Here is a 13,990-nt window from a genome sequence, read left to right as displayed (position 1 = left end):
GTTGTGCTCAGTCGTGATCAGGGGGCATGTGTCAGGGGTCAGGGGCTCAGCAAGCGGCTGATGCGCTGCGCCGAACCAAATGCCAGCGTAAAGCCCAGTGCGCCGTGGCCTGTGTTGAACAGCAGGTTGCGTGGGCCTTTGGCGTGCTTGCCGATGATGGGCAAGCCGGTGGGCGTCGCCGGGCGCATGCCGGCCCAGGGGCTCAGGTCCGCCAACGCGTTGCATTGCGGGAAAAGCATTTGGGTCGTGGCCTTCAGTGAGGCAATCTGTGCGGGGCAAACAGCGGTGTCATAGCCCGACAGCTCAGCCATGCCCGCCACCCGCAGGCGCGAGCCGATGCGCGCAAACACGACTTTGCGGGCGCTGTCCGTCACGCTCACGGACGGCGCCGCGCGTGGCGCCTCGCCCACCTCCACCGTGATGCTGTAGCCCTTGAGCGGGTAGACGGGAAGGTGCACGCCGAGCGTGCGGGCCAGGCGGGAGGAGTGGGCGCCCAGCGCCATCACATACTGGTCGGCCTCGACGAGGCCTTGCGGCGTGGCCGCAGCCACCACCAATCCCCCGCGCATCACCAGTTTCTCAATGGGCGAGGCGAGTAAAAACCGCACACCCTGGCGGCGCAGCACAGCCATCAGCGCACGGCAGGTTTTCAGGCAGTCGGCGGCGCATTCACTGGGCGTGTAGATGGCGCCGGCAATGTGGCGGTGGCGGCTCGTCAGCGCAGGCTCAATCTCCACGCAACGGTCGGCACCCATCGCTTCCTGTTTGCTGCCCAGTTCGCGCTGCAGCAGCATTTGCCGGCGCGCGGCCGCGAATGACGGCTGGTCCGGATACAGCACCAGCTTGCCGGTGGTGGAAAAATCGCAGTCCAGTTGTTCCTCGTTCATCATGGCGTCGAAGGTCTGCCGGCTGAGCGCCGCCAGTTCGAGCAGCTGGGCCGTGGTGCTGCGCGACGTGCTGCCCTTGCATGCGGCCAGAAACTGTGCGCCCCACAACCACTGCCGGGGGTCCAGGCGTGGACGCAGCTTCAGCGGCGAAGAGGGCGAGAGCAGCAGTTTGGGGAGTTGCCGCCAGATGCCCGGATCAGCCAATGGCTGAACATAGGAGTAACTCAGCTGTGCACCGTTGCCGCCACTGGCGCCGCTGCCGGGATTGGCGCGGTCAAGCACCGTGACCTCGTGGCCGGCACGACGCAAGCTGTAGGCCGTGGCCAGCCCCACGATTCCCGCGCCGAGCACACAGACATGCATGAAAGTCCTTTCGTCTTTTGTTCTTGAAAGAGCGCCACTTTACGCAGTGCCGGCAGGTTTGAACAATGCTGAATTCGCCACCGCCCATGACCTGTGGTTATGCCCGCAGGCCTGACGCCCCGGAATGGGTAAACCATGAGTTTTTGACATGGGTTTGCCGTGAAAATGAATGGCACGCATCCTGCTCATGTTCCTACACTGGCAATGCCTTCTTCCTGAAATTCCCAACTCCCTGCCCCCGAAAGGACTCGCATGAAATTCTCGACCCTCATGACCGCCGTGCTGCTGACAACAGGCCTGGCCGCCACCGCCAGCGCGCAGACACTGAAAAAAGTGGCCGACAGCAACAAGATCACGGTGTCTTATCGCGAGGCGTCGGTGCCTTTCAGCTACCTGATCGGATCGACCAAGGCGGTGGGTTTTTCGGTCGAGCTGACCGAAGCCATCATTGATGACGTGCGCAAGAAGACCAAAAAGCCCAATCTGGAAGTGGCCTACATGCCTGTGACATCCCAGAACCGCATCCCGCTGCTGGTCAACGGGACGTACGACCTGGAGTGCGGCTCGACGACGAACAATTCGGTGCGCGGCAAGGACGTGGCTTTCTCCATCAACATGTTTTACACCGGCACGCGCCTGCTGACCAAGAAGACCTCCGGCGTCAAGAACTACGCAGACCTGGCCAAGAAAACCGTTGCGAGTACCACAGGCACCACGAACGCCCAGGTGATTCGCAAGTACAACACTGAAAAGAACCTGGACATGCAGCTGATCCTCGGCAAGGACCATGACGACTCGCTGCTGCTGGTGGAAAGCGATCGCGCCGTGGCCTTTGCCATGGACGACATCCTGCTGTTCGGCCTGATGGCCAACTCCAAGAATCCGGCTTCCCTGCAAGTGGTGGGTGATTCGCTGCAGGTTGAGCCCTATGCCTGCATGCTGCGCAAGGACGACCCGGAGTTCAAGAAGCTGGTGGATGGCACCATTGCGCGTCTGATGAAGTCCGGCGAATTTACGAAGCTGTACACCAAATGGTTCGAGTCGCCCATGCCTCCAAAAGGCACGAACCTGGGCTTGCCCATGAGTCAGCAGCTCAAGGACAACTTGAAGGCGCAGAGCGACAAGCCCGCCACGTAAAGCCGCAGGCTGAAGGGGTGTGAGGCGCATGGTGTCCTGTTAGCCCCGCCAGCCATTGGCCGCGCTGGCCTCGTGCCAGGCTGCGCGGTCCGCGCGGCTCCAGAGTGTCAAGTTATCAAGCCCTTCCGGCGTGGCCGGAAGAAGGTCATGGCGCGAGCATGCGCGCCGGTTTGCAGGAGTGGCATCACATCATGAGCAGGTCCACGCACAAAACACGGATCGTGGGTATTCTGGGCGGCATGGGGCCGGCCGCAGGCGCGGACTTTGTCCGGCTGTTTGTACAGGCCTGCGCAGACCGCATGCGCGAGCAGAATATACCCGTGTCGGACCAGGCGTTTCCCGAGCACTGGCTGGCGCAGGTGCCGGTGCCGGACCGCAGCACGGCCCTCGAGTCGCCCGGCCCGGGCGGGCACCAGCCGCTGGACCCGATGCTGCAGGCCATGGGCAAGCTGGCCGCGTTGGGAGCCACCACGGTGGCGGTGGCCTGCAATACGGCGCATGCCTGGCATGCTGAACTGCAAGAGCGCTTTCCGCAGCTCGAAGTGCTGCATGTGGCACGCGAAGTGGCCCGCACGCTGGCCGGCCGCGGCGTGCGTGAGGTGGGCTTGCTGGCCACAGAGGGCACCTACCGCGCCGGGCTGTACGACCAGGCGCTGCGCCAGGCCGGACTGCAATGCCACATTCCGCTGGCCGAAGAACGCGAACGCGTGATGGACGGTATCTACCACGGCGTCAAGGTCGGCAACATGGCGCTGGCCCGAGACTGCTTTGCCGGTGTGGCCCAGGCGCTGGCCCGGCGGCACGGGCTGTCCACGCTGGTGCTGGGGTGTACGGAAATTCCGCTGGCGCTCGGCGCTGTTCCGGAAATGGATGAGCTGGTTCTGGTGGACCCGGCGGCTTTGCTGGCGCGGGCGCTGGCCAGACGGGCTTACGCCGCCTGAAGGGCTTGGAAATACCGGATATTGGATAAAACGGGTTCCGGGTGAGTCAGGGTTTATGCAACGTGCTATAAAAAAATAGCAAATTACCCGCCGCCACCACGGCGTGTCATTTCACCCGCTGCACCATCAAAACCCTGCGCGCGTCAGCCGGGTACGCAATGAAAAGCGCTCTGCCGGGTGGTGCGTCACGCTGATCTCAACGACTTCACCCTGCTGGTTGAGGTAGTGGCGCACGATGCGCAGTCCCGGCGCTTGCGGCTCCACGCCAAGGCGGCGGGCCACGGAATCGGGCAGGGGGACGGCACACAGGTCTTGCGTCATCTCCTTGATGTGCTGGCCGTAGTGCGTCTCCAGCAGCGTACTCACCAGTGTGCCGGGGGACTCGCGCACGCGTCCTTCCAGCCCGTCGTAGTCGGGCGCGACATAGACCTCGGTCCAGCCAATCGGTTCACCCTGCGGCTTTTTGGAGCCGGGCCCCTGGCCGTCCAGGCGCAGGCTGGCAATGCGCAGCCAGGGCGTGCCCTCGGCACAGTGCAGCAGGCGCGCCAGCGCCGCCGGGGTGGCAATGCGGTCAATCTGTTGCACCACGCGCGAGTGGGTGGCCCCAAATTGCACCAGATCGTCAATGGACGCCAGCGACTGATGAAAGCCCACGCTGGGGGTGACTGACTCCACCCGCGTTCCCGCATTCTTGCGGCGCGACACCAGCCCCTGTTGCTGCAATTCCTGCAGGGCGGCGCGTACCGTGTGGCGGCTGGTCTGGTAGTGGGCGCACAACTCCAGCTCGGTGGGCAACACGCTGCCCACGGCGAAATGACCAGTGCGGATGGCCTCGCGCAGGTGGTGCGCAATGTCGGAAAAACGGGGCTTGGCAGTCATGGCATCAAGTGTAGGGTGCGCGGCTTGCCATGGTCTTGGCGTGACGAGCAGGGCTGTACGGGTAACTACTGATTTTATTTATGTCCGGACTTATTAACATTCAATATGTCCGAACATATAAAGCCATTTCTGCTTGAACCTAAACCATGAAAACACCGCCACCCCTCTTCAGCGCCAGCACCGTGATGGATTCCATCCTGTTTCGTGATGCCTTCGGCACCCAGGCCATGCGCAACCTCTTTTCAGACCAGGCACTGGTTCAGCGCTACATCGATGCCGAGGTGGCGCTGGCGCGCGCCGAGGCGCGCTGTGGCGTGATTCCGGCTGAAGCCGCCGAAGTGATTGCGCGCGAATCCCGCCTGGACCGCATCGACTTCGACCACATGCGCGAAGAGACCGACATCGTGGGCTATCCCATCCTGCCGCTGGTGCACCAGCTGGTGGCCATGTGCGGCGAAGCCGGGCGCTATGTGCACTGGGGCGCCACGACGCAGGACATCATGGACACTGCCGTGGCCCTGCAGGTGCGCGATGCGCTGGACAGCATCGACGCGGACATCCGTGCGTTGCGCCAAATCCTCGCCAACCTGGCGAAGAAACACCGCGACACGCCCATGGCGGGCCGCACCCACTTGCAGCAGGCCCTGCCCATCACCTTTGGCTACAAGGCCGCCATCTGGCTGGCGATGTTTGACCGCCATCAGCAGCGTCTGGCGCAACTGCGCCCGCGCGTGGCGGTGGTGGAGTTTGCTGGTGCGGCGGGCACGCTGGCGTCACTGGGCGACAAGGGGTTTGCGGTGCAAAAAGCCATGGCCGACGAACTGGGCCTGGGTGTGCCGGCCACCACGTGGCATGTGGCGCGCGACGGTTTTGCCGAGGCCGTGAACCTGCTGGCCCTGGTCACCGGCTCGCTGGGCAAGATCGCGCTGGACATCATGATCATGGCCTCGACCGAGTTTGCCGAGGTCTACGAGCCCTTCGTCAAGGGGCGCGGCGCCAGCAGCACCATGCCGCAAAAGCGCAACCCGATCTCCAGCGAGTTGATGCTGGCAGCCTCCAAGGCCGTGCGCCAGCATGCGGGTTTGATGGTGGATGCCATGGTGCAGGACTTTGAACGCGCCACCGGCCCCTGGCATGCGGAGTGGATTGCCATTCCCGAGAGTTTCATCCTCACCGCCGGGGCGCTGCACCAGGCCCGGTTTGCCTTGGGCGGCCTGGTGGTGGATGCCGACCGCATGCGCCACAACCTCGGCATCACCCGCGGCCTGATCGTGGCCGAGGCGGTGATGATGGGCCTGGCCCCGCAGATGGGCCGCCAGCAGGCGCACGACGTGGTCTACGACGCCTGCCGTACCGTCAACGAACAGGGCGGCAGCCTGGCTGAAGCGCTGGCCGCCTTGCCCGCTGTTACGCAGCACCTGGACCGCGGCGCCATCGACCGCCTGTGTGACCCCGCCAATTACCTGGGCCTGGCTCCGCAGATGGTGGACCGGGCGCTGGCGTTGTCGGCCAGGGTTTGACTGTTCTTTTCTCTTCCTTCCCCCGCTTTGCATTCATCACGGAGACTTTCATGCGTCCCAGCCCTTTTGTTCGCCCCATTCGCCTCGCTCTCATCGCGCTCGCCGCTGCCGCCTGCAGCTTGCTGGTTCATGCCCAGGACTATCCGCAAAAACCCATCAGCTGGGTGGTGCCGTTTGCGGCAGGGGGCCCCACCGACGCGCTCGCCCGTCACATTGCCGAGCGCGTCGCGCGTGAACTGGGGCAGCCCATCATCATTGACAATTCTCCAGGTGCCGGCGGCACGGTAGGTGCGGCCAAGGTGGCCAAGGCCACGGCCGACGGCTACACCTTCCTGGTCGGCCACATGGGCTATATGGGCGCAGCGCCGGCGCTTTACCGAAAACTCGGCTACGACCCGGTCAAGGACTTTGACGCGGTGTTTCGTTTCCCTGACACGCCGCTGGTGCTGATGGTGCGCGCAGGCCACCCCGTCAAGGACATTGCAGGCCTGATCGAATTTGGCAAGAAGAACCCGGACAAGCTGTTCATCAGCAATGCAGGCGCAGGTTCCAGTTCGCACCTGATCGCGGCACTGGTCGCCAACTCCGCCGGCATCAAGGTCACCATGGTGCCTTACAAGGGCGCCGGCCCCGCGCTGGTGGATGTGATTGGCGGCCAGGTTGACGGCATGTTCGACCAGACCAATACTGCCATGCCGCAGATCAGCTCGGGCAAGGTGCGCGCGCTGGCTGTGACCTCCAAGGTGCGACTGCCCCAGTTCAAGAATGTGCCGACGCTCAGCGAGACCGTACTGCCCGGCTTCGAGGCCAGTACCTGGTACGGCATTTACGCTCCCAGGGGCACGCCTAAAGCTGCGCTGGACAAGGTGCAGAACGCCTACCTGAAGGTGATGAAGGACACCGTCTTCACCGGCAAGATGGCCGAGCAAGCGATCCAGATGCTGCCGCCCGAGCAATACACCGGCGCGGCGCTGGCCCGGCATACAGAAACCGAAGTGGCCCGCTGGCGAGCCGTGGCCGCCAAGTCGAACCTGGCTCTGGATTGACACTTGCTACTATTTTGATAGCTGTTGGCGCCCATCGGAAAGGGGCGAACGGCCATTTTATTCAAGAAACCACCGCCATGCGCCACATCGCCCAGGAAGACCTGGTTCAGAGTATTGCCGACGCACTGCAAACCATCAGCCACTGCCACCCGGCTGATTTCGTGCAGGCCTTGCGCCGCGCCCATGATGCCGAGACCCATGCTCCGGCACGGGATGCCATGGCGCAGTTGTTGATCAACAGCCGTCTGAGTTATTTCGGCAAACGGCCGCTGTGCCAGGACACGGGTGTGGTGCAGGTGTTTGTGCGTCTGGGCGCCGAAGTGCATTTCACGCGCGGTGATGGTCAGCGCCTGCGCAGTCTGCAAGCGCTGGTCAACGAGGCCGTGCACCAGGCCTACACCGACCCGGCCAACCCGCTGCGGGCGTCCATGGTGTGCGACCCGCTGGGCGCGCGCAGCAACACCCGCGACAACACGCCCGGCATCGTGCAGGTCGAACTGACGGAAGGCGATGCGCTGGAGGTGCTGGTGGTTGCCAAGGGCGGCGGTGGCGATGTGAAGGCGCGTTTTGCCACCCTGAACCCCAGCGACAGCGTGGTGGACTGGGTGCTGGCGCAACTGCCCGGCATGGGCGCCGGCTGGTGCCCGCCGGGCGTGCTGGGCATAGGCATAGGCGGCAGCCCCGAGCAGGCCATGCTGCTGGCCAAGCAAAGCCTGTTCACCCCCATCGACATCGACTTGCTGCGCGAGCGCGGTGCGGTTACTGCCGAAGAGGCGTTGCGGCTGGAGCTGCACCAGCGCATCAACGCCTTGGGCATAGGCGCGCAGGGCCTGGGCGGCCTGGCCACCGTGCTCGACGTGAAGGTGGCCACCGCGGCCTGCCACGCCGCCACGATACCGATCGCCCTGGTGCCCAACTGCGCCGCCACCCGCTACACCCGCTTCACGCTGGACGGCAGCGGCCCGGCCGCGCTGACCTTGCCGCCGCCGGAACTGTGGGACGGCATTCCCGAACGCTTTGAGTCACCGCAGGCCACACGCGTCAACCTCGATACCCTGGACGCAGCCCAGGTGGCCTGCTGGCGCACCGGCCAGACCCTGTTGCTCAGCGGCCGTGTGCTGACCGGGCGCGACGCCACGCACAAGCGCCTGGCTGACCTGCTGCGTGCGGGTCAGCCCCTGCCGGTCGACCTGAAAGGCCGCGTCATCTACTACGTCGGCCCCGTGGACGCGGTGCCCGGTGAGGCCGTGGGCCCGGCCGGCCCGACCACCGCCACGCGCATGGACAAGTTTGTGGACACGCTGCTGGCTCAAACCGGCCTCTTGGCTATGATAGGCAAGGCCGAACGCGGCCCGGCCGCCATCGCCGCCATCCAGAAGCACGGCGTCGCCTACCTGGTGGCCGTGGGCGGTGCCGCCTACCTGCTGTCCAGGGCCATCACCCACGCCAAAGTGCTGGCCTTTGAGGATCTGGGCATGGAGGCGATTCACGCGTTTGAACTGAAGGATTTTCCGGTCACCGTGGCGGTGGATGCGACGGGGCGGTCGATCCATCGGCATATCGAGATAAACGACCTGGTGGATTGAACGCGGTCATGGTGTGATCCGGGTTTCATGGCGCGGCAGGTGTTCTTCAGGCTGCCCGGCTGACAGCTTGGTTTGCAGCCAGCGCAGCAAAGCCTGCACCCTGGCAACCTGAATGCGGCTTTCCGGCACCAGGGCCTTGAGCCACAGGTCCGTTATCGGGTAGTCACTTAATACCGGCACCAAGGCCACGGTACGCAGTGCCGGGGCGGCAAGGTAGGCCCCCAGAATCGCAATGCCATTGCCTGCGAGGGCGGCAGACAGCAACAGTTGCGCCTCGTTGGTACTGAGACGGGGCTCTAACTCCACCCGCAACGGGCCGGTGCCGCTGCCAAACTCCCAGGTGTTGCCGGTGGGCAAAAAATTCAGCGTGTCATGCTGCGCCAGCTCACGCGGATGCGCAGGAATGCCTTTGCGCGTCAGATAAGGGGGTGAAGCACAGAGGATGCGTGGCATGGCACATAGCGGCACATCGACCACACCACCAAAGGCGTAGGGCATCAGGGTGAGGGCCATGTCAAAGCCCTCGTCTATCGGATTGACGGCGCGGTCCAGCGCAATAACTTCCAGACGAATCAGCGGGAACTGCTGCGCAAAAGCATCGAGCAAGGGACCAATCAACACGGCTGCAACCGTGCTCGGCACTTTCAGCCGAATACTGCCTTGAAGGCTGTGGGCCGAACCTTGCACCTCGCTGAACAGGTCATCCACGTCGGCCAGCAGGCGTTGCACCGTGGGCAGGTAGCGCTGGCCTGTCGGCGTCAGGCTGACGCGACGTGTGCTGCGCTCGAACAGCGGGCTTTTCAGGCGCCACTCGATCTGGCTGATGCGCTTGGTGACGACCGAGGGGGCCACCTTCAACTCGCGCGCAGCGCCGACAAAGCTACCCGTGCGTGACACCGCCAGGAAGGCTTTGAGATTGGCCAGAGTATCCATGATTATTCTCGATTAGAAAATTCACTGTTCTTATCTTGATCTATTGTTCTCAAATTCTATCGAAACTAGGATCAAAGCCTCAGCAATAAATGCCCGACCGGGCAGGAGACCAAAACATGCAGACCACAGCCAAGCCAATGACCTTGATGGAACCCAGCCGCCAAACCCCGGTTTGGGGTAGCTATGACGTGGTGGTGCTGGGGGGCGGCCCGGCAGGCATTGCAGCTGCGACCGCTGCGGCACAAACCGGACAATCCACCTTGCTGATCGAGGCTTATGGCTTCCTGGGCGGCATGGGTACGGCGGCCGGGGTGACCAATTTTTGCGGCCTGCATGCCAATGTGCACGGCACCATTGAGCAAGTGGTGCATGGCGTGGCGGGCGACTTGTTGGCCCGCATGCGCGCCTTGGGTGGCCTGAACGAGCCGCATGTCATCTTTGGCAACAGGATCGCCGCCCAGGCCTATGACAACGCAGCCTTCAAGGTCGCGGCCGATGCCCTGGTGCTGGCCAGCGGCGCCCAGCTGTTGTTCCACGCCCAGGCGGTCGGGGTCATCATGAACAAGCCCAACGAAATTGGTGCGGTGCTGATCGAGACCAAATCAGGCCGCTACGCCGTGGTAGCCAAAACCTTTATTGACTGCTCGGGCGATGGCGACCTGGCGACCCATGCCGGTGCGCCGTTCGAGAAAGGCAAGGGGCCGAACGGTCAGGGCCACGACATGATGTACCCCTCCACCATGTTCCGCGTGAACGGCGTGGACCCGGTACGGGCTGGCGACGCCTGGAATCACTTTGGCCATCTGATGGACGAGGCCGAAAAGCTGGGCCGCGAGTTCCCTCGCAAAAGCCCCATCATCCGCCCGCAAAAGAACCCTGCCGAGTGGCGCGCCAACGTGACGCAACTGGCCAATGCCGATGGCAGCCCGGTGGACGGCACCAATGCCGCACAACTGAGCGATGCCGAGGTGCAGGGGCGCAGGCAAATTGTGGATTTCTTTCAGTTTCTGCGTGAATCCGCGCCGGGCTTCGAGCAGTCCTACATCCTGGAAATCGCCCCCCAGGTGGGCGTGCGTGAAACGCGCCGTATGGTGGGCCAATACCAGCTGAATGAAAGCGACGTGCTGCAATGCGCCAGCTTTGACGACACCGTGGGTGTCAACGGCTGGATGATTGAAGAGCATGTGGCGGGCAACATCGCCTTCAAATGGCAAGACATTCCCAACTGCCGTGGCTTTAACCACCTGCCGTACCGCATGCTGTTGCCGCTTCAGGTGGACAACCTGCTGGCGGCGGGCCGTTGTGCTTCCATGACGCACATGGGCCAATCCGCCGCACGGGTCTCGGGTGGTTGCTTTGTGATGGGCCAGGCTGCGGGCACGGCCGCTGCGCTGGCGATCCAGGCGAATGTGCGTCCCCGTGATTTGAATGTGAAAACCCTGCAAGCCAGGCTGGAGGCCGATGGTGCTTACCTGGGGCGAGACAAGTCCTGAGCACCGCATTCCCGATCCATAAATCAACTGGAGACTTTCATGAAAAAACGCAGTCTGAACATCGCGGCATTGGCCGCCACCCTGATCGCCATGGCCCCGCTGGCACAAGCGCAAGCCAATGCCCCTGTCGTGCCGCCATGGCCGACCAAACCAGTGCGCATTCTGGTGGGTTTTCCCGGCGGTTCCACCCCTGATATTGCGGCGCGCACCTTGGCTGAAGCACTCTCCAAAGTACTCGGGCAGCCCGTGATCGTGGAGAACAAGGCTGGCGCGTCGGGCAATATCGCCGCCGACCAGGTGGCCAAGGCCACGGACGACCACACGCTGGGCGTGGTGATCAACGGCAACCTGACCTCCGCCAAGATGCTCTATCCGAAGCTGCCGTATGACCCGGCCAGGGATTTCAGCTACATCTCGCTGCTGGCAACCGCGCCCTTGCTGCTGGTGGCCCCCACCAGCGTGCCCGACGGTGCTGCCTTTATGGCTGCAGCCAGCCAAAACGGCGACCGGTGGAGCTACGGCTCGGTCGGCAACGGCTCGGTGGCGCATTTGGGCATGGAGTTACTCAAATCGAAGACCAAGGGCCTGACGCCCATGCATGTGCCCTTTCAGGGCAACCCTGCCGTCATCACGGCGCTGCTGGGGGGCCAGATTCAGATGGCCTTGGTGCCGCCAGGCATTGCCATGCCGCAAGTCAAAGCAGGCAAGCTCAAAGCCATAGGCCTCACCAGCGGGCGCAGCGCCCTGGTGCCAGAAGTGGCCCCCTTGGCCGATGCCGGTGTGCGCGATTTCAACCTGGAAGTGTGGACCGCGCTGGTCGGACCGGCCAGTCTCTCCAAAGCAGCGCAGGACCGGCTGAATGCCGAAGTGCCCAATATCATCCGCAATGCCGACACACGGCAAAAGCTGTTCAACCAAGGCTGGCAAGCCGTGGGAACTTCACCGGAGGGTCTGAAGAGCCGGGTTAAAGAAGAGGCCAGCATCATGAACGGCATCATTTCTGCGCGGGGGATCAAGCTGGAGTAGTTGCCAGATTTGAGCGCAAGGATTTCCCGGTCCCGGTCCCGGTCCCGGTCACCGTGGCGGTGGATGCGACGGGGCGTTCGATTCATCGGCATATTGGTTTGCGTCTTACGCGCAGCCTGAATAGCTTGAAAAAAACCTGAATAGTGAATAAAACCGGCTTTCGGCCCAATCAGGGCGGACGCAAGCAGCTATTAAAAAAGTAGCAGACAAGCGCCGCGCGGTTAATCCGTCGACGCGCTCCAGCGGCTGTTCCAGGCCTTGTCACGGGTCTTGTCCATCTCGCGGCGGTCGCGTTTGGTGGGACGGCCGTGTTCCAGGCTGCTGGCAGGGTCGCTGTTCAGGCGGCGCTGTTCGGCCGCCTGCGCCCGCAGCGCCAGGCTTTCTGCGGTTTCTTCATACAGCTGCTGCGCCACCGGCGCTGGGCCGCGCTGGCTGCTGACGTTGCGCACCACCAGCGTGCGCATCACCGGGCCTTGCCGCAAGCTCAGGGTATCGCCCACCTTGACCTCTCGGGCAGGCTTGGCTTCCTGGTCGTTGATGCGAACGCGGCCCTTGTCGATTTCTTCAACCGCCAGGGAGCGGGTTTTGTAGAAACGGGCGGCCCACAGCCACTTGTCGATGCGTAATTTATCCATCAATGGGCATTTTGGATCAGGTCGACCGGTTTTCAAGGRTTCAAATTCAGCCCCCGGGTTTTCCATGAGGTCATCCGAATCGGGAAAACCCGTTGGGCCCGTGTCCTCCATGGACCGAAGCGTTGGGCGCCTACCCGGCCAGCGGCAGGCGAACCGTGGCATCCAGCCCCGTCACCTGGCCATGCACCACGCGATTCTCCAGGGAGATGGTGCCGCCCAGCGCCTCGGTGATTTCCCTGCAGATGGCCAGCCCCAGCCCGGAGCCGTGGCGCACATTGCCCGCTGAAAAAGGCTGGTACAGGCGTGCCGACAGCTCGGCTGAAATACCGGGGCCGCCGTCGCTGATGGTCAGGGCGACATACACGGCATCGCGCACGATGCGCACCGCCAGCGTCCCGCCGGCCGGCGTGTGTTTGATGGCGTTGTGAAGCAGGTTGCGTGAGAGCTCGCCCAGCATCCACTCATGCGACAGGATGGGGGCGGGGACTGTCTCGATTTCAAAGTCGATGTCTTTTTCGGCAATCAGGGGTGAGATGTCCAGCGCCACTGAGCGCACGACCTGCGCCAGGTCGATGACCTGCAGGTCGGCCTGCTGGCGCAGCTGCTCGACCTTGGCCAGCGCCAGCATCTGGTTGGCCAGCGTGGTGGCGCGGTCCACTGTCTGGTTGATCTCACCCAGGGCTTCACGTGCATCGATGTCGCCGCGCAACGCAGACTGCACCTGCACCTTGAGCACGGCCAGTGGCGTGCGCAACTGGTGCGCCGCGTCGCGCACAAAGCGTTTCTGGTGTTCCAGCAGGTGTTGCAGGCGGCCCATCACCTCGTTGGTGGCGTCGACCAGCGGTTGCAGTTCGCGCGGCGCATCGGGTGCGGCGATGGCTGTCAGGTCGCCTTCGGGCCGGGCCTGCAATTGGGCGCTGAGCCGGCGCACCGGCCGGGTGGCGCGCTGCACCACGATCACGGCCACCAGGGCAATCACGGCCAGTAACACGGCCTGGCGCCAGAGCGTGTCGATCAGGATCTTGCGGGCCAGCGTCTTGCGCAACTCCAGTGTTTCGGCCACCTGGATGACGGCCATGGCGCGCCCGTTGGGGCTCGCCACCGGCTGAAGCAGCACCGCCACGCGCACAGGGTCTTCCAGAAAAAAGTCGTCGTAAAAATCCACCAGCGCGGAGTAGGGCGGCCTGGACGGGATGCGGCCCCGCCAGAAGGGCAGTTGTGCAAAGCCTGAGACCATTTCGCCGTTCAGGCTGGATACGCGGTAAAAGAGGCGGCTCTGGTTGTCGGCCTCGAACGCTTCAAGCGCTGCATAGGGCACCGTCACGCGCAACTCGGAATGCTCGTCGTAACCCGACACATCAAGCTGCTCGCCAATCGATTTCGCGGATGCCAGCAGGGTGCGGTCGTAGGCCGTGTTGACGGCAGCCAACGCCTGCTGGTAAAGGCTTACGGTGTTGACCACCACCAGCAGGCCGACAGGCAGCAGGATGCCCATCAGCAGGTACCGGCGCAGGGACATGGCTCCCGCGCTCGCCATGGCGGGT

At 63.6% G+C, this 13,990-nt stretch carries 12 protein-coding genes; 7 read left to right on the top strand and 5 right to left on the bottom strand.

Translation table 11 applies throughout. The features are described 5' to 3' along the window. Nucleotides 1-38: 38 nt before the first annotated feature. The gene (locus AC1DUB_RS04515; protein ID WP_477728488.1) at nucleotides 39-1,250 is read right to left on the bottom strand and encodes a D-amino acid dehydrogenase; all 1,212 of its coding nucleotides are present in this window, start codon (nucleotides 1,248-1,250) and stop codon (nucleotides 39-41) included. Nucleotides 1,251-1,502: 252 nt separating this feature from the next. On the opposite strand from AC1DUB_RS04515, the gene AC1DUB_RS04510 reads away from it, so the two are divergent. Next, complete coding sequence (locus AC1DUB_RS04510) at nucleotides 1,503-2,387, top strand: transporter substrate-binding domain-containing protein (RefSeq protein ID WP_477728487.1); 885 nt, start codon at nucleotides 1,503-1,505, stop codon at nucleotides 2,385-2,387. Nucleotides 2,388-2,578: 191 nt separating this feature from the next. Then, nucleotides 2,579-3,328, top strand: a complete 750-nt coding sequence (locus AC1DUB_RS04505) for an aspartate/glutamate racemase family protein (RefSeq protein ID WP_477728486.1) — start codon at nucleotides 2,579-2,581, stop codon at nucleotides 3,326-3,328. A gap of 126 nt (nucleotides 3,329-3,454) precedes the next feature. On the opposite strand, the gene AC1DUB_RS04500 is transcribed toward AC1DUB_RS04505, so the two are convergent. After that, nucleotides 3,455-4,207 (bottom strand): GntR family transcriptional regulator, encoded by a 753-nt coding sequence (locus tag AC1DUB_RS04500; protein WP_477717094.1) that lies wholly within the window; start codon nucleotides 4,205-4,207, stop codon nucleotides 3,455-3,457. Nucleotides 4,208-4,353: 146 nt separating this feature from the next. Between AC1DUB_RS04500 and pcaB the strand changes: the two genes are divergently transcribed. The 3 genes from pcaB (at nucleotide 4,354) to AC1DUB_RS04485 (ending at nucleotide 8,359) form a co-directional block, all read left to right on the top strand. Further along, entirely contained in the window at nucleotides 4,354-5,727 is a 1,374-nt protein-coding gene (gene pcaB, locus AC1DUB_RS04495) for a 3-carboxy-cis,cis-muconate cycloisomerase (protein ID WP_477728485.1), read from the top strand. A gap of 50 nt (nucleotides 5,728-5,777) precedes the next feature. Next, nucleotides 5,778-6,773, top strand: coding sequence for a tripartite tricarboxylate transporter substrate-binding protein (locus AC1DUB_RS04490; RefSeq protein WP_477717092.1), 996 nt, complete (start codon nucleotides 5,778-5,780; stop codon nucleotides 6,771-6,773). 77 nt (nucleotides 6,774-6,850) lie between these two features. Then, nucleotides 6,851-8,359, top strand: coding sequence for a fumarate hydratase (locus tag AC1DUB_RS04485; RefSeq protein WP_477728484.1), 1,509 nt, complete (start codon nucleotides 6,851-6,853; stop codon nucleotides 8,357-8,359). A 6-nt stretch (nucleotides 8,360-8,365) separates the two neighbouring features. Here the strand turns inward: AC1DUB_RS04485 and AC1DUB_RS04480 are convergent, their stop codons facing one another. Further along, nucleotides 8,366-9,292 (bottom strand): LysR substrate-binding domain-containing protein, encoded by a 927-nt coding sequence (locus AC1DUB_RS04480; RefSeq protein ID WP_477717090.1) that lies wholly within the window; start codon nucleotides 9,290-9,292, stop codon nucleotides 8,366-8,368. Nucleotides 9,293-9,429: 137 nt separating this feature from the next. Between AC1DUB_RS04480 and AC1DUB_RS04475 the strand changes: the two genes are divergently transcribed. Continuing rightward, nucleotides 9,430-10,785: an FAD-dependent oxidoreductase gene (locus AC1DUB_RS04475; protein WP_477728537.1), complete on the top strand. Its 1,356-nt coding sequence runs from the start codon at nucleotides 9,430-9,432 to the stop codon at nucleotides 10,783-10,785. Between the two features lie 39 nt (nucleotides 10,786-10,824). After that, entirely contained in the window at nucleotides 10,825-11,811 is a 987-nt protein-coding gene (locus AC1DUB_RS04470; protein WP_477717089.1) for a Bug family tripartite tricarboxylate transporter substrate binding protein, read from the top strand. A gap of 221 nt (nucleotides 11,812-12,032) precedes the next feature. Here AC1DUB_RS04470 and AC1DUB_RS04465 read toward each other — a convergent pair whose 3' ends face one another. Continuing rightward, nucleotides 12,033-12,446, bottom strand: coding sequence for an RNA-binding S4 domain-containing protein (locus AC1DUB_RS04465; RefSeq protein ID WP_477728483.1), 414 nt, complete (start codon nucleotides 12,444-12,446; stop codon nucleotides 12,033-12,035). Between the two features lie 130 nt (nucleotides 12,447-12,576). Next, the gene (locus AC1DUB_RS04460) at nucleotides 12,577-13,965 is read right to left on the bottom strand and encodes a sensor histidine kinase (protein ID WP_477728536.1); all 1,389 of its coding nucleotides are present in this window, start codon (nucleotides 13,963-13,965) and stop codon (nucleotides 12,577-12,579) included. Nucleotides 13,966-13,990: the final 25 nt, after the last annotated feature.

This window comes from Polaromonas sp. P4_F9, assembly GCF_056401235.1.
This window is presented reverse-complemented; position numbering and strand designations above follow the sequence as displayed.

What these genes read in the sequence shown, in the direction of transcription:
- AC1DUB_RS04515 (WP_477728488.1), bottom strand. Translation starts at nt 1,250, where the DNA reads ATGCATGTCTGTGTGCTCGGCGCGGGAATCGTGGGGCTGGCCACGGCC.
- AC1DUB_RS04510 (WP_477728487.1), top strand. Translation starts at nt 1,503, where the DNA reads ATGAAATTCTCGACCCTCATGACCGCCGTGCTGCTGACAACAGGCCTG.
- AC1DUB_RS04505 (WP_477728486.1), top strand. Translation starts at nt 2,579, where the DNA reads ATGAGCAGGTCCACGCACAAAACACGGATCGTGGGTATTCTGGGCGGC.
- AC1DUB_RS04500 (WP_477717094.1), bottom strand. Translation starts at nt 4,207, where the DNA reads ATGACTGCCAAGCCCCGTTTTTCCGACATTGCGCACCACCTGCGCGAG.
- pcaB (WP_477728485.1), top strand. Translation starts at nt 4,354, where the DNA reads ATGAAAACACCGCCACCCCTCTTCAGCGCCAGCACCGTGATGGATTCC.
- AC1DUB_RS04490 (WP_477717092.1), top strand. Translation starts at nt 5,778, where the DNA reads ATGCGTCCCAGCCCTTTTGTTCGCCCCATTCGCCTCGCTCTCATCGCG.
- AC1DUB_RS04485 (WP_477728484.1), top strand. Translation starts at nt 6,851, where the DNA reads ATGCGCCACATCGCCCAGGAAGACCTGGTTCAGAGTATTGCCGACGCA.
- AC1DUB_RS04480 (WP_477717090.1), bottom strand. Translation starts at nt 9,292, where the DNA reads ATGGATACTCTGGCCAATCTCAAAGCCTTCCTGGCGGTGTCACGCACG.
- AC1DUB_RS04475 (WP_477728537.1), top strand. Translation starts at nt 9,430, where the DNA reads ATGACCTTGATGGAACCCAGCCGCCAAACCCCGGTTTGGGGTAGCTAT.
- AC1DUB_RS04470 (WP_477717089.1), top strand. Translation starts at nt 10,825, where the DNA reads ATGAAAAAACGCAGTCTGAACATCGCGGCATTGGCCGCCACCCTGATC.
- AC1DUB_RS04465 (WP_477728483.1), bottom strand. Translation starts at nt 12,446, where the DNA reads ATGGATAAATTACGCATCGACAAGTGGCTGTGGGCCGCCCGTTTCTAC.
- AC1DUB_RS04460 (WP_477728536.1), bottom strand. Translation starts at nt 13,965, where the DNA reads ATGTCCCTGCGCCGGTACCTGCTGATGGGCATCCTGCTGCCTGTCGGC.